This window comes from Sphaerisporangium siamense (assembly GCF_014205275.1).
Taxonomy (GTDB): Bacteria; Actinomycetota; Actinomycetes; order Streptosporangiales; family Streptosporangiaceae; genus Sphaerisporangium; species Sphaerisporangium siamense.
The window spans coordinates 5,197,955-5,221,770 of record NZ_JACHND010000001.1; the positions used below are offsets into that span (position 1 = coordinate 5,197,955).

Genomic DNA, 23,816 nt, shown 5'->3' on the forward strand with positions numbered 1-23,816 from the left:
GGGCTCGGCCTCCTCGACGGCCCCGGCCGGATGCGGCGCAGGGGGGTCGGCCGCCCGTGCTGCGCACGATCCCGGCGGGCGGGAAAGGGTGGGCTGGTCCTATGCTGCAAGACATGCAGGAGCCCATTGAGCAGTCCGGTGCCGGAGAGCCCGACAACTTCCGGCGTCTGTGGACCCCGCACCGGATGGCCTACATCAAGGGGGAGAACAAGCCGACCGGCACCGGCCCCGGCGACGGGTGCCCGTTCTGTGAGATTCCCGGGATGAGCGACCAGGACGGGCTCATCGTGGCCCGCGGCTCCAGCGTGTTCGCCGTCTTGAACCTGTACCCCTACAACTCCGGCCACCTGATGGTCTGCCCGTACCGCCACGTGGCCGACTACGCCGACCTCGACGACGCCGAGACCGCGGAACTGGCCGACTTCACCAAGCGGGCGATGCTCTCGCTGCGCAAGGCCAGCGGCGCCCAGGGCTTCAACGTCGGCATGAACCTCGGCCACGTCGCCGGCGCCGGCATCGCGGGCCACCTGCACCAGCACGTCGTGCCCCGCTGGGGCGGCGACACCAACTTCATGCCGGTCGTCGGCCACACCCGGGTGCTCCCTCAACTCCTCCAGGACACCCGAGACCTTCTGACCGACGCCTGGCCCACCGCCTGACCGACCCCGCCTCGCTCCCTGCCGGCGCCCGGCCGTGGGTCAGATGGGCAGGGGTCAGGTGGGCAGAGGGTCGAGGATCGGCGCGGGACGGGCGGGATCGCCGGGGGTGAGGGCGGCGATGCCGGCCGAGAGGACCAACGGGACCGCGAGGGCCAGGGCCATGGAGAGGACGGCCGCGCCCGAGTCGTTGACGAGCATGCCCACCACGCCGCTCACCAGCGTGCCGACCAGGCCCGCGCGCAAGGTGGGCGCGCGTTCGAACGCCACCGGGAGCACCCCGGCGCTCGCCGTCCCGGGCCGCAGCAGCGCGAAGACCAGGAAGGCGAACGCGGCCAGCACGATCGGCATGAGGTTCGGGGAAAGAAGCGTGCTCAGCATGGCGGTCAGCTTCCTCAGGATCACCGGCAGGAAGGTGCCGTCGAGGACCTGTCCGGCGAACCGCCCGAGATGCGTCTGGGACGCCGGAGGACGCAGGTAGTCCAGGTAGGCGATGGCGAGCACCAGGACGCCGCCCGCGACGCAGAACGCCCCCAGCTTGAGCACCGAGACGCGTTTGCCCGCCACCAGCAGCGCGGTCACCGCGATGCCGGGCACGAAGGCGATGACCCCGCCGAAGTCGCTGCCGACCCCCGGCCAGCCGTCGAGGAGCATGGCGAAGCCGCCGAGCCCCGCCACGAGCGCGACGGCCCCGGAGCGGTGGCCCGACCGGACGAGCCGGTCGGCGACCGCGGTGGCCACCAGCAGCACCGCGGTGGCGAGCAGGGCGAAGGGGATGTTCCCGAGCCCGTAGTAGCGGGCGCCGACCACGCCGGTGTAGCCCATGACGCTGTCGAGCTGCAACGGGGTGCCGGTGAGAAGGTCGGCGAGCAGCACCCCGGCCGTGACGGCCGCCACGACGGAGGAGGGGCCGAGGACGTTCACCGCCCGCGGACGGCCCCGCAGGCGCGCCCACAGGGCCGGGACCGCGAGCGCCAGGCAGGTGAGCGCCACCGCGCAGAGCAGGATGCCGGAGACCAGCGTGAGCGCGGGCATCGGGGCGGCGTCCCAGGGCGTGAGGTTGATCAGGTAGGTGGAGACCGGCACCGAGGCCAGCCCGAGCGCCGCGACGCGCACGCCTTCGAGCCCGCGGCGGCGGCGCAGCAGCAGGAAGGCCACCGCGTAGAACGCCACCTGTGCCACGGCGAGCACGGTGAAGAACAGCCCGCCCACCGCGCGGATGGTCTGACCGGCGAGGTCGGCCCGCCGCAGCGACGTCACGGCGTCGCCGAGGGAGGTCGGACCGCCCGGCGACCAGGGCGTGCCGATGACGGTGGGCGGCACGGCGAGGCCGGCCGTGGCGAGCATGGACGCCGTGATGTCCGGGATGATCACCATGTCGTCGCGCTGGGTGGACCGCGCCCCGAGGAGGCGGCCCCCGGCGCCCGGCGCCCGCCACATCGCCGCGCGCAGGTGCGGCTCGGAGCCGTGGTCGGCCAGGCCGGCGACGGCGACCGCCGTGTCCGGCGGGAGCTGGGCGAGCACGGCGCCCGCCTTGGTGTCGGCCGCCCTCAGGGCGGTCTTGCGCTCGGCGGGGGAGAGCTTGTCGGGGACGTCCGCGAGCCGCTCGCCCTGGATGTAGGGGCGGATCAGGTCGTCGACGTCGACGGCGAGCACCCGGCAGGCCGACCAGTCGGTGACCTTGTCGGGCGAGGGCGCGTAGCGGTCGACCCGCCCCGACCGGTCGGCGAGCGCCAGGACCGCGCCGGGGCCGACCGCGGAGGTGCACTGCCCGGCCGCGTGGACGGCCTCGCCCAGCGTGCCCGCGAACCGCACGTCGCGGACCGTCCAGAGCCAGTTGAAGTCGGGGATGACCGCGCCCGCGTCGCGCTGCTCCACCGGCGGCGGAGGGCCGCAGCGCGAGCCGACCGAGGAGCGGACCCCGGCCGAGACGGTCAGCCAGCCGTCGTACGGGCAGGTGGTCCTGCCGACGGCGCGGACCGACAGCGAGCCGAGCGCGCTCCGGCTCGCCAGCCGCCACAGGTTGGGGGTGTCGGCCGCGGTCACGTCGTCCCAGTGAAGGCCCGGCACGCCGATCAGGGCGACCCGGGCGGGAGAAGTGTCGGCCCGCGCGGCGGCGGGGGCCAGGAGCAGCCCCGAAATGATCACGGCCAACGCGCCGAGCGCCCGCCTCACCAAGACCTCCCATGATCGACTTCCGCGAATTGTTGGAACCGTACGGGAAGCGCGGCCACCCGGTCCAGGAAACGGCCGGATATGTGGGCGGCGGCCCGGGCGAGCGGCCGGGGACCGGCCGTGCACGGGTCCACAGTAGACGGCCCGGCGACCGCGGACGGCCGCGAGAACCGGATCTGTGGACAAGGCGGCGTCGTCCACAGGGACGGGGAGGCGTGTCGTCCACAGCGGCGGGCGGACGGCCCGCGTCCAGCTCCGTAGGCGTCAGGGAGGACGGGGCTTACCGGGCGGCCCTCGTCCGGTTCAGTAGGCGTCAGGGGAGGAGGGGGCTCACCGTCCGGTCCGCGTACGGCTCTGTGATGTCAGGGGAGGACGGTGCTCGCCGGGGCGCTCTCGTTGGTGAGGCGGTCCAGGGCCGAGACGAGGTAGGTGCCGCCGCCCTTGACCGTGTAGGTCTGCTCGGCGCCCTCGGCCGCGGGGACCACGGCCAGCAGGTCGCGGGCGTCCGCGGTCGCGCACGGCCCCGCGTCGCCGTCCGTCACCCGGTAGACCGCGTACGCGCGGGCGCCGGGGGAGGACTTCCACACCAGCGTGTCGCCCGAGCGCCGCAGCCCGGCGGGGGTGGCGGGCGCCGTCCCGCCGCGGGCCTCCATGAGCGGGAGCAGGGCCGGGCGCGCGTAGTGGTTCTTGGCGATGGCGTCGAGCACGCCCAGCGGGTTCTTGGCGAGTTGGGCGGCGCTGAAGTAGACGTCCCCGCCGACCTCGGGGTACTTGCGGTTGAGCGCGAGGTGGGCGGGCAGCTCGCCCGGCTTGGTCCAGGCCGGGGTGTCCTCGGCGCCGACCCGGTAGAGGGCCTGGCCGACGTAGAGGTGCACGCCCGTGCCCTTGACCGCCTTGGCCCACCAGGGCACCAGCTTGGCGTAGTCGGCGGCGGCGAACCCGCGCGGCCAGTAGAGCTGCGGCATGACGTAGTCGACCGACCGGGCCTTGATCCACGCGCGGGCGTCGGCGTAGATCGCGTCGTAGGCGGACAGGCCCTTGGTGTCGGAGCCGGACGGGTCGTCGGACTTGTTGCGCCAGATGCCGAACGGGCTGATGCCGAACTTGACGTACGGCTTGGCCGCGTGCACGGCCTTGCCGACCTCGGCGACGAGCTTGTTGACGTTGTCGCGGCGCCAGCCGGCCAGCGACTTCCCGCCACCGTACTTCGTAAAGGCGGCGGCGTCGGCGAACTTCGTGCCCTTGCCGGGATAGGGGTAGAAGTAGTCGTCGAAGTGCACGCCGTCGATGTCGTACCGCTGCACCACGTCCGTGACGACCTTGACGGTGTGCGCCCGGACCTCGGGCAGGCCGGGGTTGTAGTACAGCTTGCCCTCGTGCTTCACCACCCAGTCCGGGTGCTGCCGCGCGGGGTGGCCGGCGGGCAGCTTGGCGTCGGCCTTGTCGGCGGCCCGGTAGGGGTTGAACCAGGCGTGGAACTCAAGCCCCCGCTTGTGCGCCTCGGCGATCAGGAAGGGCAGCGGCTCCCAGCCGGGATCCTTGCCCGTGGTGCCGGTCAGCCACTGGGACCAGGGCTCGTACGGCGAGTTGTAGATCGCGTCGGAGGCGGGCCTGACCTGCACGAACACGGCGTTGAACCGGCGCTTGACCGCCTGGTCGAGAATGCGGACGTACTCGGCCTGCTGTCGGGCGGGGGTGAGGCCGGTCTTGGACGGCCAGTCGACGTTGTGGACGGTGGCGATCCACACGCCGCGCAGCTGCCGCTTGGGGAACTCGGCGCTCACCTCGCACGGCTCCTGCGCGGACTTTCCCGCGGTCTCGCGGCCCGAGGCGGGCTTGCCCGCCGTCTCGCGGCCCGAGGCGGACTTGCCGGAGGTCTCGCGGCCCGAGGCGGCGGGCTTGCGGCTCTCGCTGTCCGCGGGGGCGGCGCCGGGGCCGAAGAAGTAGGCGAGCCCGGTGGTGACCACCGCGATGGCGGAGGCCGCGAGCAGAGGCCGATGTCCGTTTCGCATGAGACAGCAGTCTGGCATCGGCAAAGTGATGCTAAGGCCGGATAAAAGAAATCGTCCTGTGATGCGGTCGTGATGCCGGAGACGAGAGAGGCCGGCGATTCCGGCCCGGCGACCGGCCCGGCGGCGGCGGTTTCCTGCGCCGACCTGGGGATGCGGCGGCCCGCCCGGTCAGGATCACCGGGCAGGGGAGAGCAGGGGACGCGTGCGGCCGCCGCGCGGGTGACATGTGGCTTACCGCCGCCCCGCGGGGAGGCCGGCGCGGCACCCGTGCGCGGCGGCGGGCGGGTCGTCATGGCGCCACCTCCCTGGACGCGGCCTGGACGCGATGTGGACGCGATATGGCCGGTGCCGGGCGGCGACCGCTCGCGTCCGCCGCCCGGCCGGCGGCCTACTCGGGAGCGGCCCGCAGCTTGTCGGCGAGGTGCGAGGGCAGGGGCTCGTACCTCAGGAACGACCGGTGGAAACTCCCGGTGCCGTGCGACATGGACCGCAGGTCGATGGCGTACCGGGTGATCTCCAGCTCGGGCACCTCGGCCTTGACCAGAGTGCGCCCGACGCCCACCGGCTCGGTGCCGAGGACCCGTCCCCTCCGGGAGGACAGGTCGGACATGACCGCGCCGACGTGGTCGTCCTCGACGAGGATCGACACCTCGTCCACGGGCTCCAGGAGCAGCACGGGCACCTTGGCCGCCGCCTCCTTGAGGGCGAGCTGCCCGGCGATCTGGAACGCCATGTCCGAGGAGTCGACCGAGTGCGCCTTGCCGTCGTGCAGCGTCACCCGGATGTCCACGACCGGGTACCCGGCGAGCAGGCCGCGCTCCATCTGGGCGCGCACGCCCTTCTCGACCGAGGGGATGAACTGCCGCGGCACCACGCCGCCGACGATCTTGTCCACGAACTCCAGCCCGCCGCCGGACGGCAGGGGCTCGACCTCGATGTGGCAGATGGCGTACTGCCCGTGCCCGCCGGTCTGCTTGACGTTGCGCCCCATGCCCCGGGACTTGGCGCCGAGGGTCTCGCGCAGGGGCACCCGCAGGTCCACGCGCTCGACCTCGACGCCGTGGCGCTTGGACAGGTGGTCGAGCAGGACGTCGGCGTGCGCCTCGCCCATGCACCACAGCACGAGCTGCCGGGTCTCGGCGTTGTTCTCCAGGCGCAGCGTCGGGTCCTCGGCGACCAGGCGGGCCAGGGCCTGGGACAGCTTGTCCTCGTCGGCCTTGGACCTGGCGCGCACCGCGACCGGCAGCAGCGGGTCGGGCATGGTCCAGGAGCGCACGAGCAGCGGGTCGTCCTTGTCGGACAGGGTGTCGCCGGTCTCGGCCCGGCTCAGCTTGGCCACCGCGCAGATGTCGCCGGCCACGCAGCGGGTCGTCGTGCGCTGCGTCTTGCCGAGGGGTGAGGACAGCGCGCCGATGCGCTCGTCCACGTCGTGGTCCTCGTGGCCGCGGTCGGCCATGCCGTGGCCGGAGACGTGCACGACCATGTCCGGGCGCAGCGTGCCGGAGAACACCCGCACGAGGCTGATGCGCCCGACGTACGGGTCGCTGGTGGTCTTGACGACCTCGGCGACCAGCGGCCCCTCGGGGTCGCAGGCCAGCGCGCGCGCCGGGCGTCCGTCGATCGTGGTGACCTCCGGCAGGGGGTGCTCCATGGGCGACGGGAAGCCCTGCGTCATGATCTCCAGCAGTTCCCGCATGCCGACGACGGCTCCGGGGGCGGCGCAGGTGGCGAGCACCGGGTGGAAGCCCCCGCGCGCGACCGCCTTCTCCAGGTCGTCGATCAGCACCTTGGTGTCGATCTCCTCGCCGGACAGGTAGCGGTCCATGAGGGTCTCGTCTTCGCTCTCCTGGATGATGCCCTCGATGAGCGTGCCCCGGTAGGCGTCGATCTGCTCGCGGTAGGCCGTGTCGGGCTCGACCTCGGCGCAGGCGCCGGAGGTGTAGTCGAAGAACTTCTCCGACAGCAGCCCGATGAGCCCCTTGACCCCTCCGTCGCCCGTCACGGGCAGGTAGAGCGGCGCCACGCCGTCGCCGAAGACGTCCTGGCAGGTGGCGACGACGTCGTCGAAGTCGGCCCGCTGATGGTCGATCTTGGTGATGACGACCGCGCGGGGCATGCCGACCGAGGCGCACTCCTCCCACAGCATGCGGGTGAGGCCGTCGATCCCGTCCGCCGCCGACACCACGAACAGCGCGGCGTCGGCGGCGCGCAGCCCGGCGCGCAGGTCGCCGACGAAATCGGCGTACCCGGGGGTGTCGAGCAGGTTGATCTTGATGCCGTTGTAGGTCAGCGGCGCGAGCGCGAGGTTGATCGAGCGCTGCTGGCGCATCTCGACGTCGTCGAAGTCGCTGACCGTGGTGCCGTCCTCCACCCGCCCGGTGCGCTGGATGGTCCCCGTCGCGGCCAGGAGCGCCTCGACGAGAGTGGTCTTCCCCGATCCGGAATGGCCGACCAGCGCGACATTGCGCACCGCGTCCGGCCGGTCGGCCGAGGGTGCCCTGCCCGCGGCTCCTGCTGGTCCGCCCGTGGTCTTCTCCGGCACGTCGCCTCCCGCGTTTCGCCGTGAGATGCGGCCGCGCGCGGCCACATCGTCCGCCGCCGCGCCCGCCGCCCGAGAGAGCGCGGTGCCCTACACCCTTTACCTCTGTGGCGCGGATCACAAGAGGCGCCGGGTAAATGATGACGCCGGGACGTGTCCCGGCGTTCGCCGGGCGGTCGCCCTCCCGTCTTCTTCCCTTACCCTTCCGCGAGGGTCCACCCACCCGTTTTCGCTTCTCTCGGGCCGCCTCACCAGGTCTCGTTCGAATCCGGGGTCACATGTGGCCTACGATCGGACCGCGATGTTGAAGCTCCTGCGCCCCGCCGTCACCCGTGTCCTGACCCCTCTCGGCCAGGCGCTGGCCCGCCGGGGCGTCAGTCCCAATGTCGTCACGCTCATCGGCACGCTCGGCGTGGCCGGGGGAGCCCTCTGGTTCTACCCGCGCGGCCAGTTGTTCCTCGGCACGGTGGTCATCACCGTCTTCGTGCTGGCCGACATGCTCGACGGCGTCCTCGCCCGCATGCTCGGCACCGGCAGCCGCTGGGGTGCCTTCCTGGACTCCACCCTCGACCGCGTCGGCGACGCGGCGATCTTCTCGGGCCTGATCCTGTGGTTCATGGCGACGGGCCAGCGGGTTCTGGCGTGCGTCGCCCTGTTCTGCCTGGTGGCGGGGGCGGTGGTGTCGTACGCCAAGGCGCGGGCCGAGGGGCTCGGGCTGACGTGCGACGTCGGCTTCGCCGAGCGGTCCGAGCGCCTGGTCACGGTCCTGGTGGCCGCCGGCCTGTCGGGGCTCGGCGTGCCGTACATCCTCGCCGTGGGGCTGTGGCTGCTCGCGGCGGCGAGCGCTTTCACCGTGGGGCAGCGTATTCTCCACGTCTACCGTCAGACAGTGCCAACATGAACTTAAAGAGTTCCTCTCGCACGTGTCCGGCGTCTCACGACTTCTGGGGGTGAACCTCGCATTGGGGGATCGGCTCGTCGTCTGGGCCTTCCACCTCGGCTGGGTCCTCGTGCCCAGGGTGCCCGAGCGGATGGCCGCGTGGGTGTTCCGCCTCATCGCCGACGCGATGTGGCGGCGCCGTGGTAAGTCGGTGCGCCGCCTGGAGTCCAACCTCGCCCGGGTGACGGGCAAGGACCCCGCCGACCCGTCGATCCGCGACCTCAGCAAGGCGGGCCTGCGCTCCTACTTCCGCTACTGGCTGGAGGCGCTGCGCCTGCCCGTGATCGGCAAGGACCGCGTCCTGGCCGGCGTGCGCGCCGAGGGCAAGGAGAAGATCTTCTCGACCGTGGACGGCGGCCGGGGCATCGTGCTGGCCCTGCCCCACATGGGCAACTGGGACCTGGCCGGCGCCTGGCTGATCCACAACGGGTACCCGTTCACGACGGTCATGGAGCGGCTCAAGCCCGAGTCCCTGTACGAGCGTTTCGTCGCCTTCCGCGAGAGCCTCGGCATGGAGGTGCTCCCGCTCACGGCCAAGGGCGGCGGCACCGCCCACGCCTTCGGCACGCTGGCCAGGCGCCTGCGCGAGGGACGCGCGATCTGCCTGCCCGCCGAGCGTGACCTCACCGAGAGGGGCGTCGAGGTCGACTTCTTCGACGGCAGGACGCGCATGGTCGCGGGCCCGGCCATGCTGGCCCTGCAGACCGGCGCGCCGCTGCACCCGGCGACGCTGTGGTTCGACGGCGACGGCTGGGGCGTCCGCATCTACGACGAGGTCCCCGTCCCCGCGGAGGGCACCCGCCAGGAGAAGATCACCGCCATGACGCAGGGCATGGCGCGCGCGTTCGAGGAAGGCATCTCCGAGCACCCCGAGGACTGGCACATGCTGCAGCGAATCTGGCTCGACGACCTAGAGCCCCGGTGAACGCGCCATGAGGGTAGGCATGGTCTGCCCCTACACCTGGGAGGTCCCCGGCGGCGTCATGGCGCACGTCCGCGACCTGTCCGAGGCGCTCATCGCCGACGGCCACCACGTCTCGGTGGTCGCCCCCGCCGCCGACGACGCGCCCCTGCCGTACTACGTGACCTCGGCCGGGCGTGCCGTCCCCGTGCCCTACAACGGCTCGGTGGCGCGCCTGGCGTTCGGCTTCCTGTCGGCCGGGCGCGTGCGCAAGTGGCTGCGCGAGGGCCGCTTCGACGTCCTGCACGTGCACGAGCCGGCCGTCCCCTCGGTGGGCCTTCTGGCCTGCTGGGCGGCCCGCGGCCCGATCGTGGCCACCTTCCACGCCTCCTACCAGCGCTCGCGCGCGGTCTCTGTGACCGCGCCCGTGCTGCACACCGCGCTGGAGAAGATCACCGGCAGGATCGCCGTCTCCGACGCCGCCCGCAAGACGCTGGTCGAGCACCTCGGGGGCGACGCCGTGCTCATCCCCAACGGCGTGACGGTCTCCCGGTACGCCGAGGCCGAGCCGCTGCCCGGCTGGGGCCCCGACGGCGGGGTCATCGGCTTCCTCGGCCGGATGGACGAGCCGCGCAAGGGCCTGCCGATCCTCCTGGAGGCCTTCACGCTGCTCGCCCCGGAGCGTCCCGGCCTGAGGCTGCTGGTGGCCGGGCCGGGCGACGCCGCCGACGCGCTCGGCAGGCTTCCCGCCGCGCTGCGCGACCGGGTCGGCGTGCTCGGCATGGTGAGCGAAGAGGACAAGACGCGCGCCTACCACTCCGTCGACGTCTTCTGCGCCCCGAACACCCACGGCGAGAGCTTCGGCATCGTCCTGGCCGAGGCCATGGCGGCCGGTGCGACCGTCCTGGCCAGCGACATCCCCGCCTTCCGCCGCGTGCTCGGCGAGGGCCAGGCCGGCGCGCTGTTCACCACGGGCGACGCCGCGTCGCTCGCCCGGGAGGCCGCGGCCCTGCTGGACGACCCCGAGCGCCGCGCCAAGCTGGCGGACGAGGCGCGGGTGGCCGTCCGCAGGTACGACTGGTCCACGGTCGCGCGCGACGTGGTCCGGGTGTACGAGACGGTGACGGCCGGCGCGGGCGGGGGAGTCGAGGAGGAGCAGCAGGCCCGGGGCGGCCTGCGGCGCCACGCCCGGCACCCGGCGGGGGCCGGCGAGGGCGCGCGCTCGGACCGGCGCGAGGCGCCGTGATCACCCAGTTCCTGATCCTCGGCGTGCTGCTCGTGCTGGCCGCCGTCTACATCTCCTGGCGGGCCGGGCGGCTGGACCGCCTGCACATCCGCCTGGAGACCGCGCGCGAGGCCCTGGACGCCGCGCTCGTGCGCCGCGCCGCCGTGTGCATGGAGCTGGCCGCCTCGCGTGTGCTGGACCCCGCGACCAGCCTGGTGCTGGCCGCGGCCACGCACGAGGCCCGCACGGCGGGGCCCGACGAGCGCGAGCACGCCGAGAGCGACCTGTCGCGCACGCTGCGCGCGGTGATGGACCAGGAGCGGTTCCGCGAGCGGCTGGCCGAGACCCCGGCGGGCGCCGAGCTCATGGAGGAGCTCGACACCGCGGTCACCAAGGTCATCTACTCGCGCCGCTTCTACAACAACGCGGTAGGGGTGACCCGGCAGGCGCAGCGCCGCTGGCTGGCGCGCACGCTCCGCCTGGCCGGGCACACCGAGTACCCCGCGTTCTTCGAGATCGACGACGCCGAGCCCGAGGCCTTCTCGCAGCAGTCCTGACCGGGACCGGTCCATTTCCGGCCGCTCTTGGGTGTCTCTTGACCCTGGTTCCCGACCTCTCCCCATGAATCGGGAAAAGTTCGGCGGACCAGCGGGAAGCCGTTCCGTCCATCGGTAAGCTCATGGCGTTTTCATGAGAAATCGGGAGGAGCCGAACTGTGCGGGTAAAACGGGTCATCAGTGTCGCGCTGGCGGGTACCGCCGTGCTGACGCCCGCGGCGGCGTGCTCCTCCTCGGGCGGCGGCGCGTCGCCCGCGGGCGAGGCCACGCAGCCGGTCGCCTCGCCGTCGTCGTCCCCGGCCCCGCCCCCCGAGCACCCCTTCACCGGCCGGCCGGTGGCCGGACGCAAGCCGGTGCTCGCCGTGAAGATCGAGAACACCGCGGCGGGCAAGCCGCAGCTCGGCCTGCGCAGTGCCGACCTGGTGTTCGTCGAGCAGGTCGAGGGCGGCCTCACCCGCCTGATGGCGATCTTCTCCTCCAAGCTGCCCGCCAAGATCGGCCCGGTCCGCAGCGCCCGCATCTCCGACCTGCACCTGCTGCCGATGTTCGGCAAGCCCGCGCTGGCCTACTCCGGCGTGCAGAGCAAGATGATCCCGCTGGTCCAGGCGGCGTCCCTGTTCGACGTCTCCGACAGCGCGCAGCCGGGCGCGTACTTCCGCCAGCCCGGGCGGGTCGCCCCCTACAACCTGTTCGCCGACACCAAGAAGCTCCTGGCGGGGGCGCCCAAGGCCAGCAGGGCCCGCGACATCGGCTTCACGTTCGGCGATGCCCCGGACGGCGGCACGCCTAGAAAGACTTTTACCGTAAAATATCCGGCCGCCCGGTTCACCTTCACCTGGTCGGAGGACGACAAGCGCTGGCTCGTCGCCCAGGACGGGAAGCGGGACATGGCGGCCGAGGGCGGCCAGCTCGGCGCGCCCACCATCGTGGTGCAGTACGCCAAGACCACCCGCTCGGAGTTCCACGACTTCACCGGCAGCTACACGCCGCTCATCCAGAGCACCGGCACCGGCAGGGCCGTCGTGCTGCGCGACGGCAAGGCGTACAAGGCCAAGTGGTCGCGCCCCTCCGAGAAGGAAGGCACGACGTTCACCACCGCGTCCGGCGATCCGCTGCCGTTCAGCCGGGGTCAGGTGTGGATCGTGCTGGCCGCGCCCAAGCCCGTCCAGCCCTGATCGAAGCCGTTTTCCCCTGCCGTACGGCTTGTCCAAAGATCGCCGGAACTTGTGACGAACCGGCGCGTCGAGGCGGGCGCTGATCAGCGCCTACCATGGACGGGAACCCATTGTCGCCCTCGTGAGGTAAGACCGTGTCCAGCAGCACCCCCGAAGTCACCGCCCCCGCCGCCACCGGCACCGCCCGTGTGAAGCGTGGCATGGCCGAGATGCTCAAGGGTGGCGTCATCATGGACGTCGTCACGCCCGAACAGGCCAAGATCGCCGAGGATGCCGGCGCGGTCGCCGTGATGGCCCTTGAGCGTGTGCCGGCGGACATCCGCGCCGAAGGCGGCGTGTCGCGCATGAGCGACCCTGACATGATCGACGGCATCATCGAGGCCGTGTCGATCCCCGTCATGGCCAAGGCCCGCATCGGCCACTTCGCCGAGGCCCAGGTCCTGCAGGCCATCGGCGTCGACTACGTCGACGAGTCCGAGGTGCTCACCCCCGCCGACGAGGCCAACCACATCGACAAGTGGGCCTTCACGGTCCCCTTCGTCTGTGGCGCCACCAACCTCGGCGAGGCCCTGCGCCGCATCGCCGAGGGCGCGGCGATGATCCGCTCCAAGGGCGAGGCCGGCACCGGCAACGTCGTCGAGGCCACCCGCCACATGCGCCAGATCCGCGGCGACATCAAGCGCCTCGCCGCCCTCGACGAGGCCGAGCTGTACGCCGCCGCCAAGGAACTGCGCGCGCCGTACGAGCTCGTCGCCGAGATCGCCAAGACCGGCAAGCTGCCCGTCGTCCTGTTCACCGCGGGCGGCATCGCCACCCCCGCGGACGCCGCGATGATGATGCAGCTCGGCGCCGAGGGCGTGTTCGTCGGCTCGGGCATCTTCAAGTCCGGCGACCCCGCCAAGCGCGCCGCCGCGATCGTCAAGGCCACCACCTTCTACGACGACCCCGACGTCATCGCCAAGGTCTCCCGCGGCCTCGGCGAGGCCATGGTCGGCATCAACGTCGCCACCCTCCCCGACTCCGACCGCCTGGCCACCCGCGGCTGGTAAGGCTGTGTTCATGGCGCTGTGTTGATGGCGCTGTGTTGATGGCGCCGCCTCCGGCGTCGCGGCGTGAGGGCGCGCCGGTGCTCTTCGGTCGTCGGGCGCAAGGGATCGTTCCTCACCCTTGCGCCCTCCTCCCTCAGAGCACCGGCGCGCCCTCACGCGGGGCGTTCGAGCACGGAGTTCTTCAAGGCGCCGGGTAACGGGTTGCCGGGTCGTTCGCGGTGAATCGCCTTGGCGCCGGTGCGGCTCGCCCGCGTCTGGAGGACGGGTCGTAGGGCGAGACGGCCATATATATCCCCTCTGACCTGGGCGTCCCTATACCCGGTGTTTGCTGGCGATAGCTGATGATCGTCATGTGATCGACAGGCGATCGTTCCTCGTGCTGGGGCTGGCGTCCGGAGTGCCGCCCCTGCGGGTCTCCTATGCGGACCCGTTCACGCTGGGCGTCGCCTCCGGCGATCCGTCCCCGGACGGGTTCGTCATCTGGACCAGGCTCGCGCCGGCGCCGCTGGCCGAAGACGGGTTCGGCGGGATGCCCGCGGCGCCGGTGCCGGTCTACTGGGAGGTCGCCACCGACCCCGCCTGCGCGCAGGTGGTGCGGCGCGGCACCGAGGAGGCCGTGCGCGAGTGGGCGCACAGCGTGCACGCCGAGGTGGCCGGGCTGGAGCCGGGCCGCGAGTACTGGTACCGCTTCAAGGCGGGCACCTACGTCTCGCCGATCGGCCGGGCGCTCACCGCCCCACCTCCCGCCTCGCTGCCGAAGTCGCTCACGCTCGCGGTGGCCTCGTGCGCCAACTACCAGCACGGCCACTTCACCGCCTACAGCAGGATGGCGGGGGAGCGGCCGGACCTGATACTGCATCTCGGCGACTACATCTACGAGTACGGCAGGGGCGAGATGCCGTGCCCGGGCGGCAACGTGCGCGAGCACGAGGGCCCCGAGGCCCGCACGCTGACCGGCTACCGCCGCAGGCACGCCCTCTACAAGACCGACGCCGACCTGAGGGCGGCGCACGCCGCCGCGCCGTGGGTGCCGATCATGGACGACCACGAGGTCCGCAACAACTGGACGAGCCTGCTGCCCGCCGAGCGGCGCGAGGCGGCGTTCCGCGCGTACTACGAGCACATGCCGCTGCGCCGCGCGTCCGTCCCGCGCGGGCCGATGATCACGCTGTTCCGGCGCCTGCGCTGGGGGCGGCTCGCCACGATCCACATGCTGGACACGCGCCAGTACCGGGACCCGCTGGTCTGCGGCGCGGGCTTCGACACCTGCCCCGAGTCCCGGGAGCCGGGCCGGACGATCACCGGCACGGAGCAGGAGCGCTGGCTGCTGGAGGGCTTCCGCGAGTCCAGGGCGCTGTGGGACATCATCGGCCAGCAGGTGTTCTTCGGGCAGCGCGACCGGCGCCGCGGCGGCGAGAAGCTGGTCCGGCAGGACGCCTGGGACGGCTACTCCGCCTCGCGGACCCGGGTGACCCGCGGCTGGCTGGACGCGGGCGTGCGCAACGCCGTCGTGCTGACCGGCGACGTGCACTCGCACTGGGCGGGCGACCTGGCGCTGGACTACGACGACGACGCCTCGACCCTGGTCGGCACCGAGCTGGCCGTCACCTCCGTGACCAGCGGGGGAGACGGCCGCGACCACGACCGGGCCAGGGACGCGCTGGTGGACGGGAACCCGCACCTGAAGTTCCATCTGCGGCGCCGCGGCTACCTCATGGTCAAGGTGGAGCCCACCGCGCTGGTCGCCGACTTCAAGGTGCTCTCGTACGTGAGCACGCCCGGCGCCGCGGCGCACATCGCCGCGAGCTTCGCGGTGCCCGACAAGATCCCCGGGCTGCTGCGCAGGCCCTGAGGCGGCCGGTCGGCGGGCCGGGAAGTCCCGAGCGGTTTGGGGTGTTGTTCCGCTTGGCCCTACGCTTTTGACGCCTGTCGCCGCACGTCCGACCCGCGCGCGACCGTCGAGCGATGAACGGAAGGAACGACCGGTGACCTCTGCCCCGACGATGCCGACGATCGGCGTGCTCGCCCTCCAGGGCGACGTGCGGGAACACGCCCGATCCCTTGAGGCCGCCGGGGCCAGGGCCGTGGCCGTGCGCCGCCCGGCCGAGCTGGAGGCGGTGGACGCCCTGATCGTCCCCGGCGGGGAGTCCACGACCATGTGGAAGCTCGCCGACGCCTTCGAGATGCTCGAACCGCTGCGCGCGCGCATCAAGGCCGGCATGCCGACCTATGGCTCCTGCGCCGGCATGATCATGCTGGCCGACCGGATCGAGGGCGGCATCGAGGGCCAGCAGACGATCGGCGGCATCGACATGGTCGTGCGCAGGAACGCCTTCGGCCGCCAGATCGATTCTTTTGAGGCATCCTTGGATTTCGCGGGACGCGGCCCGCTGCGCGCCGTCTTCATCCGCGCCCCATGGGTCGATTCCGTGGGCCCGGACGTCGAGGTGCTGGGGGTGGCCGAGCCTGGGGATAGGATCGTCGCGGTCCGGCAGGGACCTCTGCTCGCGACGTCCTTCCACCCCGAGCTGACCGGGGACGCGCGGGTTCATTCGTATTTTGTCGAGATGGTGAGGGAGCTCTAGCCGATGTCCGGCCACTCCAAATGGGCGACGACGAAGCACAAGAAGGCCGCGCTGGACGCCAAGCGGGGCAAGCTTTTCGCCAAGCTCATCAAGAACATCGAGGTGGCGGCCCGCACCGGCGGCCCGGACGCGGACGGTAACCCCACCCTCTACGACGCCATCCAGAAGGCGCGCAAGAGCTCGGTGCCGATCGAGAACATCGAGCGCGCGCGCAAGCGCGGCGGCGGCCTGGAGGCCGGCGGCGCCGACTGGCAGACCATCATGTACGAGGGGTACGCGCCCGGCGGCGTGGCCGTGCTGATCGAATGCCTCACCGACAACCGCAACCGCGCGGCGTCGGAGGTCCGCGTGGCCATGACCCGCAACGGCGGTTCCATGGCCGACCCCGGCTCGGTGGCCTACATGTTCAACCGCAAGGGCGTCGTCATCGTCCCGAAGAGCGGCGGCCTGGGCGAGGACGACGTGCTGACCGCGGTCCTGGACGCCGGGGCCGAGGAGGTCAACGACCTCGGCGAGTCGTTCGAGGTCGTGTCCGAGGCCGGCGACCTGGTGCCGGTCCGCAAGGCGTTGCAGGAGGCCGGCATCGACTACGACTCGGCCGAGAGCAGCTTCCTGCCCACGCTGAGCGTCCCCCTGGACGAGGACGGCGCGCGCAAGGTGTTCCGCCTGATCGACGCGCTGGAGGACAGCGACGACGTGCAGAACGTCTACGCCAACTTCGACGTCAGCGACGACGTCCTCGCCAAGCTGGACTGAGTCGGAAATCGGTTCGCCCGGTTAGGTGGGCTTCGCCTAGGTTTGTCCGTTGTGCAGATCCGTGACCTGACGCCCGGCGACCTGGACGCCGTGCTGGACAACCGCAAGCGGGCGTTCGGCCCCCTGTCCGCGAGCAGCGTCGCCACATGGCGTTCCCTGGTCGCCCCGGCCCTCCCCGAGGGCCGCTACCTCGGCGCCTTCGACGGGGGGCGGCTCGTCGCCACCAGCCGGATCAACCACTACGAGCAGTGGTGGCACGGCCGCCCGCTCTCGATGGGCGGCATCGCGGGCGTCACCGTCGCGCCCGAGGACCGCGGGCGCGGGGTCGGCGGCCTGCTGATGCGGGCCACCATCGAGCGCTGCGCCGAGCTCGGCCACGCGGTCTCGGCGCTGTACCCCACCACCACGCCGCTGTACCGCGGCGCGGGCTGGGAGCACGCGGGCGCCCGCCTGCGCGTCACCGTGCCCGCCGAGAGCCTGCGGGCGCTCGCCCCCCGCGACACCGCCGTCGCGGTGCGGCGCGCCGGGCCCGGCGACGCCGCCGAGATCCGGGCCCTGCTCGGGCGTCTGCACGCCGCCACCCGGGCCTGCGGCCCCGTGGTCGAGGAGGAGCGGGTGCTGCGCCTCTGGCTGGAGGACGACGACGACTTCGCCTATCTCGCCGCCGACGGGTTCCTGCTGTACCGCTGGGACGGCGACGGGCTCGACGTGGACAACCTCGTGGCCGGCTCCGAGGCCACGGCGCGCGCCCTGTGGTCGCTGGCCGGCAGCGCCTCCTCGGTGGCCGCCACGGTGACGGCGACCGTCGAGCCGGACGACCCCATGCTGTGGCTGGCGCGCGACCGCTCCACCGACACCGTCGAACGCACGGGGTGGATGCTCCGGATCATCGACCTGCCCGCCGCCGTGGCCGGGCGCGGATACCCGGCCGGGGCCGCGCTGGACGCCGTCGTCGAGGTGAGCGACCCGCGGCGTCCCGCGAACTCCGGCGCCTGGCGCCTGTCGGTCGCCTCGGGCCGCGGCGAGGCCGTCCGCGTGGGCCCGCTTTCCGGCGGGCCGGGCCGGCCCGGTGCGGAGGTCACCCGGCTCACCGTCGGCGGCCTGTCGGCCCTGTTCGCGGGCGTCGGGGTGAGCGCCCTGCGCCGCGCCGGGCTGGTGACGGGCGGCACGCCCGCGACCGACGACCTGCTCGCCTGCGCCTTCGCCGCCAAGCCCTACATGATCGACTACTTCTGACCGCGGCGTGACAGGCCCGGGGCGGCCCGGTGTGTCGGAGGGTGCGCGGCCGCGGCGGCCGGAGTAGAGTTCGGGGCCGAACAGATGTTCGGCGTTCTTGGGGAGGCGTGCCGGTGCGGCTACCGGAGCTGAGGGTCATGGGGGTCGATCCCGGCCTCACCCGGTGCGGCCTCGGCGCCGTCGTGGGCCGCGCGGGCGCGCCGCTCACCCTCGTCAAGGTCGGTGTCGCGCGCACCCCCGCGGGCGACGACATCGGCGCGCGCCTGGCCGCCATCGAGGTCGAGATCGAACGCTGGCTCGACGAGGTCAGGCCCGACGCGGTCGCCGTCGAGCGCGTCTTCAGCCAGAGCAACCTGCGCACCGTCATGGGCACCGCCCAGGCGTCCGCCGTGGCCATCCTGTGCGCCGCGCGCCGCGGCCTGCCCGTCGCGCTGCACACCCCTTCCGAGGTCAAGGCCGCCATCACCGGGTACGGCAACGCCGACAAGGCCCAGGTCGGCACCATGGTCACCCGCCTGCTCCGCCTCGACGCCATGCCGAAACCGGCCGACGCCGCCGACGCGCTCGCGCTCGCCATCTGCCACATCTGGCGCGGCGGAACCCAGAACCGCCTGGCCGCGGCCCTCGCCAAGGCCAGGCCCGCCGCCGTGCCCGCGAAGGGAACCGCCCCGTGATCGCCTCCGTCTCCGGGCGCGTCGCCGGCCTCGCCCCCGACTCCGCCGTGGTGGAGGTCGGCGGCGTCGGCGTCCTGGTCCACTGCACCCCGGCGACGCTCGCGTCGCTGCGCGCCGGCGAGGAGGCCAGGCTCGCCACCTCCCTGGTGGTCCGCGAGGACTCCCTCACGCTCTACGGCTTCGCCACCGACGACGAGCGCACGGTCTTCGAGATGCTCCAGACCGCCTCCGGGGTCGGCCCCAGGCTGGCGCTGGCCATGCTCGCCGTCCACACGCCGAACGCCCTGCGGGTGGCGGTGGCGAGCGCCGACGTCAAGGCGCTGACCATGGTGCCGGGCATCGGCCAGAAGGGGGCCCAGCGCATCATCCTGGAGCTGAAGGACAAGCTCGGCACGCCGGACGAGGCGGTCGACGCCGCGCTCAACGGGCGCGCCCGCAGGCAGGCGTGGCGCGACCAGGTCCACTCCGGCCTGGTCGGGCTCGGGTACTCCTCCAAGGACGCCGACGAGGCCGTCGCCGTCGTCGCGCCCCAGGCGGACGCCGACGAGGCCGCCGGCCGGGAGCCGTCGGTCGCCACCCTCCTGAAGGCGGCCCTGCGGGCCCTGAGCGTGCGATAGGGGCCCGCGATGAGCCTGGAGAGAGATCTGGTGTCCCCCGACGCCGAGGGGGACGAGCGGGCGATCGAGTCCGCGCTGCGCCCCAAGCGGCTGGCCGAGTTCATCGGCCAGACCCGCGTGCGCGAGCAGCTCTCGCTGGTGCTCGAAAGCGCGCTGCGCCGCGACCGCCCGCCGGACCACGTCCTCATGAGCGGCTCGCCGGGCCTCGGCAAGACCACACTCGCCATGATCATCGCCGCGGAGCTGGGCATGCCCCTGCGGCTGACCTCCGGCCCCGCCCTGGAGCGCGCGGGCGACCTCGCCGCCATCCTCTCCACGTTGTCGGAGGGGGAGGTGCTGTTCATCGACGAGATCCACCGCATGTCCCGGCCCGCCGAGGAGATGCTGTACCTCGCCATGGAGGACTTCCGCGTCGACATCGTGGTCGGCAAGGGCCCCGGCGCCACCGCCATCCCCTTGGAGATCGCGCCGTTCACCCTGGTCGGCGCCACCACCCGCGCGGGCCTGCTGCCCGCCCCCCTGCGCGACCGGTTCGGCTTCGTGGCCCACATGGACTTCTACGACGTCGAGGAGCTGGAGCAGGTCCTGCGCCGCTCGGCGGGCCTGCTCGCCCTGCGCCTGCCCGAGGAGGCGGCCCACGAGATCGCCCGCCGCTCGCGCGGCACGCCCCGCATCGCCAACCGCCTGCTGCGGCGGGTCCGCGACTTCGCCGAGGTCCGCACCGACGGCGTGATCACCCGCGACATCGCCTCGGCCGCGCTCAACCTGTACGAGGTCGACGCCGAGGGGCTCGACCGGCTCGACCGCGCCGTCCTCGGGGCGCTGCTGCGCAAGTTCGGCGGCGGCCCCGTCGGGCTGTCCACGCTGGCGGTCGCGGTGGGGGAGGAGCCCGAGACCGTCGAGGTCGTCGCCGAACCCTTCCTCGTGCGCCAGGGCCTGCTCGCCCGCACGCCCCGGGGGCGGGTCGCCACCGCCGCGGCCTGGTCCCACCTGGGGCTCACCCCGCCGCCGGACGCGTTCGGGGCGCAGGCGGCGCCCACCCTCTTTGAGGATCCCTGACGACGCCGCCCTCACCGGAGCTCCTGACAAGCGTCTTTACACGTGAGGGCGGCCGAAACGCCGCCGTGGCCCCAGGGATGGCCCCTTATCCGGCGTACACCCTTTTCCGTATGCCATGCCCCCAGAGACGGTCACGGCGGTACGGAAAGTTTCAAAAATGTCGTATCGGCTGGTCACAGATCGGTGACAACGGGAACTTTCCTGCTCGCGGGAGCGTGGGTTCGTTGCCGGGCTTTGACAAGCTCGCCTAAACTCCGTGGCTTGGCTGGCTGTGTACGCTGACATGTTCAGCGTGGCCGTGCTCATCGCCTCAAGACCTCCGGCGCATGCCGGTCAGTTCGTAACCGGAAGGAAGCCCCGTGCAGGGCCTTGGATCATTCGTGCCACTGATCTTGCTGGTCGTGGTCTTCTACTTCCTGCTCATCCGCCCGCAGCGGAAGCGCCAGCAGGAACAGCTGCAGATGCAGAACAACCTGGCGCCGGGCACCAAGGTGATGACCACCACCGGCCTGTTCGGCACCGTAACCGCCATCGACGACGACGACGTCGTGATCGAGATAGCCCCGGGCATCGAGACCCGGTGGATCAAGGCCGCCATCGGCCGCGTGGTCACTCCGGTGGAAGAGCCGGGTGACAATGAAGTCGGTGACGCCGACGGCGTCCCGGAGGTCCGGGACACCGTAGCGGAAGAGAGGGTGCACGACGCCCCGGAGCGCCGGGGAGACGAGGGCTCGACTAGCGCGAAGTCCTGAGTAGGCTCAGCAAACCCCTTGACGAAAGAACTGACCACCAGTGGCCCCATCGACCAGTAGCCAGAGCAAGCCGGGGCGAGTGCTCCTGGCGCTCCTGGCGCTCATCCTCGCCATGGGCGGGGTGATGCTCCTGCAGAAGTCGTTCGTGCCGAAGTTCGGGCTCGACCTCGCCGGCGGCACCACGGTGACGCTGTCCCCGGTCACCCAGAGCGGCGCGACCCCTTCCCAGGAGAGCCTCGACCTGGCCGTCAACATCATCCGTGAACGGGTGAACGGCAGCGGCATCTCCGACGCAGAGGTCGCCAAGGCGGGCGACAACATCGTCATCTCCGTCCCAGGCGCGGGCCAGGAGGAGGTCGTCAAGCTGGTCGGCACCACGGCCGAGCTGCGCTTCCGTCAAGTCCTCGCGGTCGCGGCGGCGAACGCCACGCCGGGCGCGCTGCCGACCGCGCCGGCCACCCCCGCCCCCTCGGGCAGCGGGTCGCCGAAGCCGAGCTCCCCGGCCGAGCCGTCGTCCACGGCCAAGCCGGCCCCGAGCGGCACCCCGGCCGGCCGGGCCCTGTCCTCGGCCCTGACGAACCCCACCCCGGCGCCCTCCGCGTCGGCGACCGGGCAGGGTGACAAGAAGGACGACAACAAGGGCTCCGGCAAGGACGAGGGCAAGGCGACGCCCGCGCCCAGCGGGTCGGCGGCGCCGTCGGCGCCCCCCACTGAGGATCCCTTCGCCGGCGTCGACCTGACCGGGGTCGACCCCGCGGTGGCCGAGCAGTTCAAGAAGCTCGACTGCACCAAGAAGGACCGCGGGCAGGGCGTCCAGGACGACGCCGACAAGCAGCTCGTGGCCTGTAGCGACGACGGCGTGGCCAAGTACATCCTGGACAAGGCCGCCGTCAAGGGCACCGAGGTCGCGGGCGCCAGCTCGGGGGTCGACTCCACCACCGGCGAGTGGATCGTCCAGGTCACCTTCAAGAGCGCGGGCGCCGGCCAGTTCGCCAAGATCACCGGCCAGATCACCAGCGCCCCGCAGCCGCGCAACCAGCTCGCGATGGTGCTGGACGGCGTCGTCATCTCCGCCCCGGTCATCGAGGAGCCGATCCCCGGCGGCCAGGCGCGCATCTCCGGCAGCTTCACCCAGAAGACCGCCGACGACCTGGCCAACCAGCTCAAGTACGGCGCCCTGCCGCTGAAGTTCGTGCAGAGCTCCATCGAGGAGGTCTCCTCCACGCTCGGCGCCGACCAGCTGCGCGGCGGCCTGCTCGCGGGCGCCATCGGCCTCATCCTGGTCGTGCTGTACTCCCTGCTGTACTACCGGGGCCTCGGCCTGGTCGCGGTGGCCAGCCTCGCGGTGGCGACGATCCTGACCTACCAGGCGGTGGTCCTGCTCGGCCACAACGCCAACTTCCGGCTGTCGCTGCCGCACATCATCGGCCTGATCGTCTCGATCGGTATCACCGCCGACTCCTTCATCGTCTACTTCGAGCGAATGCGCGACGAGATGAAGGAGGGCAGGCGCTCGCTGCGGGTGGCCGTCGAGGTCGCCTGGGTGCGCGCCCGGCGCACGATCCTGATCGCCGACGCGGTCATGTTCATCGCCGCCGTGGTGCTCTACTTCCTGGCGGTCGGCGGCGTCGCGGGCTTCGCCTTCGCGATGGGCCTCACCACCCTCATCGACATCGCCGTCGTGTTCCTCTTCACCAAGCCGTTCGTCGCGCTGCTGGCCAGGCTGTCCTTCTTCGCCAAGGGCCACAAGCTGTCGGGTCTGGACGCCGAGCGCATGGGCCGCGACACGCCCGTCGCCCGCACGACCGTTTCGCAGGAGGGCTGATGTCGCGCATCGGTGTGATCGGCCGCCGGCTGTACCGCGGCGAGGTCGACATCGACTTCGTCGGGCGCTACAAGCTGTGGTCCGCGGTGTCCGGCCTGCTGCTGGTGATCTCCATCCTCGGCCTGATCGTCCAGGGGCTCAACCTCGGCGTCGAGTTCAAGGGCGGCTCGGTCTTCAGCTTCGACAAGCCGCGCGCCTCCACCATCGAGACCGTGCGCTCCACGGTCGAGGGGGCCGGAGCCCACCAGGTCTCCGTGCAGGAGGCGGGCAACCGCTGGCGCGTGACCACGCAGAGCCTCTCGGCACCCCAGGTCACCACCGTCCAGGACGCCATCTCCAAAGAGTTCGGCATCGCCGGCAATCAGGTGAACAAGCAGATCATCGGCCCCACGTGGGGCGGCGAGGTGCTCAGGAAGGCCGTCATCGGCCTGATCGTCTTCATGATCGCGATCATCCTGTACCTGACGATGGCCTTCGAGTGGAAGATGGCGCTGGCCGCGGTGGTCGCGCTGTTGCACGACCTCGTCATCACCGCCGGCATCTACGCCTGGTCGGGCTTCGAGGTCACCCCGGCGACCATGCTGGGCTTCCTGACGATCCTCGGTTATTCGCTGTACGACGCGGTCGTGGTGTTCGACATGATCAAGGAGGTCACGGCCAAGCTCGGCACGACCTCCAAGATGACCTACACCCAGGCGGCGAACAACGCGCTGAACCACACGCTGATCCGCTCGCTGAACACCAGCCTGGTGGCGATCCTCCCCGTGGCCGCCATCCTGTTCATCGGCACCACGCTGTTCGGCGCGGGCACCCTGAAGGACCTGTCGCTGGCCCTGTTCGTCGGCATGATCGTCGGCACGTACTCCTCGCTGTGCGTGGCGACGCCGCTGCTGGTCAACCTCAAGGAGCGCGAGCCGAAGTACATGGCGATCGCCAAGCGGCTCGCCTCCAACAAGGGCGGCTCGGCGCAGGACGCCCCGCCGGCGGGCAAGGGCAAGGAACCCGCCGCGGCGGCCACCTCCACCGGCCCGGCGGCCTCGCCGAACGGCGCGGTGTCCACGCAGAAGCGCAAGAAACGCTAGA

At 72.1% G+C, this 23,816-nt stretch carries 20 protein-coding genes; 17 read left to right on the forward strand and 3 right to left on the reverse strand.

Features of this window, described 5'->3' with window-relative positions; genetic code table 11:
• The first annotated feature begins 113 nt into the window (after nucleotides 1–113).
• Entirely contained in the window at nucleotides 114–659 is a 546-nt protein-coding gene (locus BJ982_RS23995; RefSeq protein ID WP_373869691.1) for an HIT family protein, read from the forward strand.
• A 54-nt stretch (nucleotides 660–713) separates the two neighbouring features.
• On the opposite strand, the gene BJ982_RS24000 is transcribed toward BJ982_RS23995, so the two are convergent.
• The 3 genes from BJ982_RS24000 to BJ982_RS24010 all read right to left on the reverse strand — a co-directional run bounded on the left by BJ982_RS24000 (nucleotide 714) and on the right by BJ982_RS24010 (nucleotide 7,385).
• Nucleotides 714–2,831: a hypothetical protein gene (locus BJ982_RS24000; protein ID WP_184883604.1), complete on the reverse strand. Its 2,118-nt coding sequence runs from the start codon at nucleotides 2,829–2,831 to the stop codon at nucleotides 714–716.
• A 362-nt stretch (nucleotides 2,832–3,193) separates the two neighbouring features.
• Nucleotides 3,194–4,843: a glycoside hydrolase family 10-like protein gene (locus tag BJ982_RS24005; protein WP_184883606.1), complete on the reverse strand. Its 1,650-nt coding sequence runs from the start codon at nucleotides 4,841–4,843 to the stop codon at nucleotides 3,194–3,196.
• 388 nt (nucleotides 4,844–5,231) lie between these two features.
• Entirely contained in the window at nucleotides 5,232–7,385 is a 2,154-nt protein-coding gene (locus BJ982_RS24010) for an elongation factor G-like protein EF-G2 (protein ID WP_184883608.1), read from the reverse strand.
• A gap of 298 nt (nucleotides 7,386–7,683) precedes the next feature.
• Here BJ982_RS24010 and pgsA point away from each other — a divergent pair, with 298 nt between their 5' ends.
• From pgsA to secF, 16 genes are all read left to right on the forward strand, one after another.
• Entirely contained in the window at nucleotides 7,684–8,283 is a 600-nt protein-coding gene (pgsA, locus tag BJ982_RS24015) for a phosphatidylinositol phosphate synthase (protein WP_184883610.1), read from the forward strand.
• 49 nt (nucleotides 8,284–8,332) lie between these two features.
• Nucleotides 8,333–9,247, forward strand: coding sequence for a phosphatidylinositol mannoside acyltransferase (locus BJ982_RS24020; protein ID WP_307784656.1), 915 nt, complete (start codon nucleotides 8,333–8,335; stop codon nucleotides 9,245–9,247).
• Nucleotides 9,248–9,254: 7 nt separating this feature from the next.
• Nucleotides 9,255–10,469 carry a glycosyltransferase family 4 protein gene (locus BJ982_RS24025; RefSeq protein ID WP_184883612.1) on the forward strand — a complete coding sequence of 405 codons (1,215 nt, stop codon included), beginning with the start codon at nucleotides 9,255–9,257 and terminating at the stop codon, nucleotides 10,467–10,469.
• On the forward strand, nucleotides 10,469–11,005 hold the full coding sequence (locus BJ982_RS24030) for a LemA family protein (protein ID WP_184889236.1): 537 nt from the start codon (nucleotides 10,469–10,471) through the stop codon (nucleotides 11,003–11,005). The genes BJ982_RS24025 and BJ982_RS24030 overlap by 1 nt, the downstream gene beginning before the upstream one ends.
• Before the next feature lie 158 nt (nucleotides 11,006–11,163).
• A complete protein-coding gene (locus BJ982_RS24035) occupies nucleotides 11,164–12,180 on the forward strand; it encodes a DUF3048 domain-containing protein (RefSeq protein ID WP_184883614.1) in 1,017 nt (338 codons plus the stop codon).
• A 134-nt stretch (nucleotides 12,181–12,314) separates the two neighbouring features.
• Nucleotides 12,315–13,229 (forward strand): pyridoxal 5'-phosphate synthase lyase subunit PdxS, encoded by a 915-nt coding sequence (gene pdxS, locus BJ982_RS24040; RefSeq protein WP_184883616.1) that lies wholly within the window; start codon nucleotides 12,315–12,317, stop codon nucleotides 13,227–13,229.
• A gap of 352 nt (nucleotides 13,230–13,581) precedes the next feature.
• Nucleotides 13,582–15,081 carry an alkaline phosphatase D family protein gene (locus BJ982_RS24045; RefSeq protein WP_239123495.1) on the forward strand — a complete coding sequence of 500 codons (1,500 nt, stop codon included), beginning with the start codon at nucleotides 13,582–13,584 and terminating at the stop codon, nucleotides 15,079–15,081.
• Between the two features lie 151 nt (nucleotides 15,082–15,232).
• Nucleotides 15,233–15,814, forward strand: coding sequence for a pyridoxal 5'-phosphate synthase glutaminase subunit PdxT (gene pdxT, locus BJ982_RS24050; RefSeq protein WP_184889238.1), 582 nt, complete (start codon nucleotides 15,233–15,235; stop codon nucleotides 15,812–15,814).
• A gap of 3 nt (nucleotides 15,815–15,817) precedes the next feature.
• The gene (locus tag BJ982_RS24055) at nucleotides 15,818–16,570 is read left to right on the forward strand and encodes a YebC/PmpR family DNA-binding transcriptional regulator (RefSeq protein ID WP_184883620.1); all 753 of its coding nucleotides are present in this window, start codon (nucleotides 15,818–15,820) and stop codon (nucleotides 16,568–16,570) included.
• A gap of 51 nt (nucleotides 16,571–16,621) precedes the next feature.
• Entirely contained in the window at nucleotides 16,622–17,806 is a 1,185-nt protein-coding gene (locus tag BJ982_RS24060) for a GNAT family N-acetyltransferase (RefSeq protein ID WP_184883621.1), read from the forward strand.
• 128 nt (nucleotides 17,807–17,934) lie between these two features.
• Nucleotides 17,935–18,480, forward strand: a complete 546-nt coding sequence (ruvC, locus tag BJ982_RS24065; protein ID WP_184889240.1) for a crossover junction endodeoxyribonuclease RuvC — start codon at nucleotides 17,935–17,937, stop codon at nucleotides 18,478–18,480.
• A complete protein-coding gene (gene ruvA / locus BJ982_RS24070; protein ID WP_184883624.1) occupies nucleotides 18,477–19,097 on the forward strand; it encodes a Holliday junction branch migration protein RuvA in 621 nt (206 codons plus the stop codon). Before ruvC ends, ruvA begins: the two co-directional genes overlap by 4 nt.
• A gap of 9 nt (nucleotides 19,098–19,106) precedes the next feature.
• Complete coding sequence (gene ruvB, locus BJ982_RS24075) at nucleotides 19,107–20,156, forward strand: Holliday junction branch migration DNA helicase RuvB (protein ID WP_184883626.1); 1,050 nt, start codon at nucleotides 19,107–19,109, stop codon at nucleotides 20,154–20,156.
• A 380-nt stretch (nucleotides 20,157–20,536) separates the two neighbouring features.
• The gene (yajC, locus tag BJ982_RS24080; RefSeq protein WP_239123497.1) at nucleotides 20,537–20,908 is read left to right on the forward strand and encodes a preprotein translocase subunit YajC; all 372 of its coding nucleotides are present in this window, start codon (nucleotides 20,537–20,539) and stop codon (nucleotides 20,906–20,908) included.
• A gap of 79 nt (nucleotides 20,909–20,987) precedes the next feature.
• Complete coding sequence (gene secD, locus BJ982_RS24085; protein ID WP_239123498.1) at nucleotides 20,988–22,733, forward strand: protein translocase subunit SecD; 1,746 nt, start codon at nucleotides 20,988–20,990, stop codon at nucleotides 22,731–22,733.
• On the forward strand, nucleotides 22,733–23,815 hold the full coding sequence (gene secF, locus BJ982_RS24090; protein WP_221482361.1) for a protein translocase subunit SecF: 1,083 nt from the start codon (nucleotides 22,733–22,735) through the stop codon (nucleotides 23,813–23,815). The genes secD and secF overlap by 1 nt, the downstream gene beginning before the upstream one ends.
• Nucleotide 23,816 lies beyond the last annotated feature (1 nt).

Excerpts from the sequence above, each read along its gene's own strand:
- BJ982_RS23995 (WP_373869691.1), top strand. The coding sequence starts at position 114 with ATGCAGGAGCCCATTGAGCAGTCCGGTGCCGGAGAGCCCGACAACTTC.
- BJ982_RS24005 (WP_184883606.1), bottom strand. The coding sequence starts at position 4,843 with ATGCGAAACGGACATCGGCCTCTGCTCGCGGCCTCCGCCATCGCGGTG.
- pgsA (WP_184883610.1), top strand. The coding sequence starts at position 7,684 with ATGTTGAAGCTCCTGCGCCCCGCCGTCACCCGTGTCCTGACCCCTCTC.
- BJ982_RS24025 (WP_184883612.1), top strand. The coding sequence starts at position 9,255 with ATGAGGGTAGGCATGGTCTGCCCCTACACCTGGGAGGTCCCCGGCGGC.
- pdxT (WP_184889238.1), top strand. The coding sequence starts at position 15,233 with ATGCCGACGATCGGCGTGCTCGCCCTCCAGGGCGACGTGCGGGAACAC.
- BJ982_RS24055 (WP_184883620.1), top strand. The coding sequence starts at position 15,818 with ATGTCCGGCCACTCCAAATGGGCGACGACGAAGCACAAGAAGGCCGCG.
- ruvB (WP_184883626.1), top strand. The coding sequence starts at position 19,107 with ATGAGCCTGGAGAGAGATCTGGTGTCCCCCGACGCCGAGGGGGACGAG.
- secF (WP_221482361.1), top strand. The coding sequence starts at position 22,733 with ATGTCGCGCATCGGTGTGATCGGCCGCCGGCTGTACCGCGGCGAGGTC.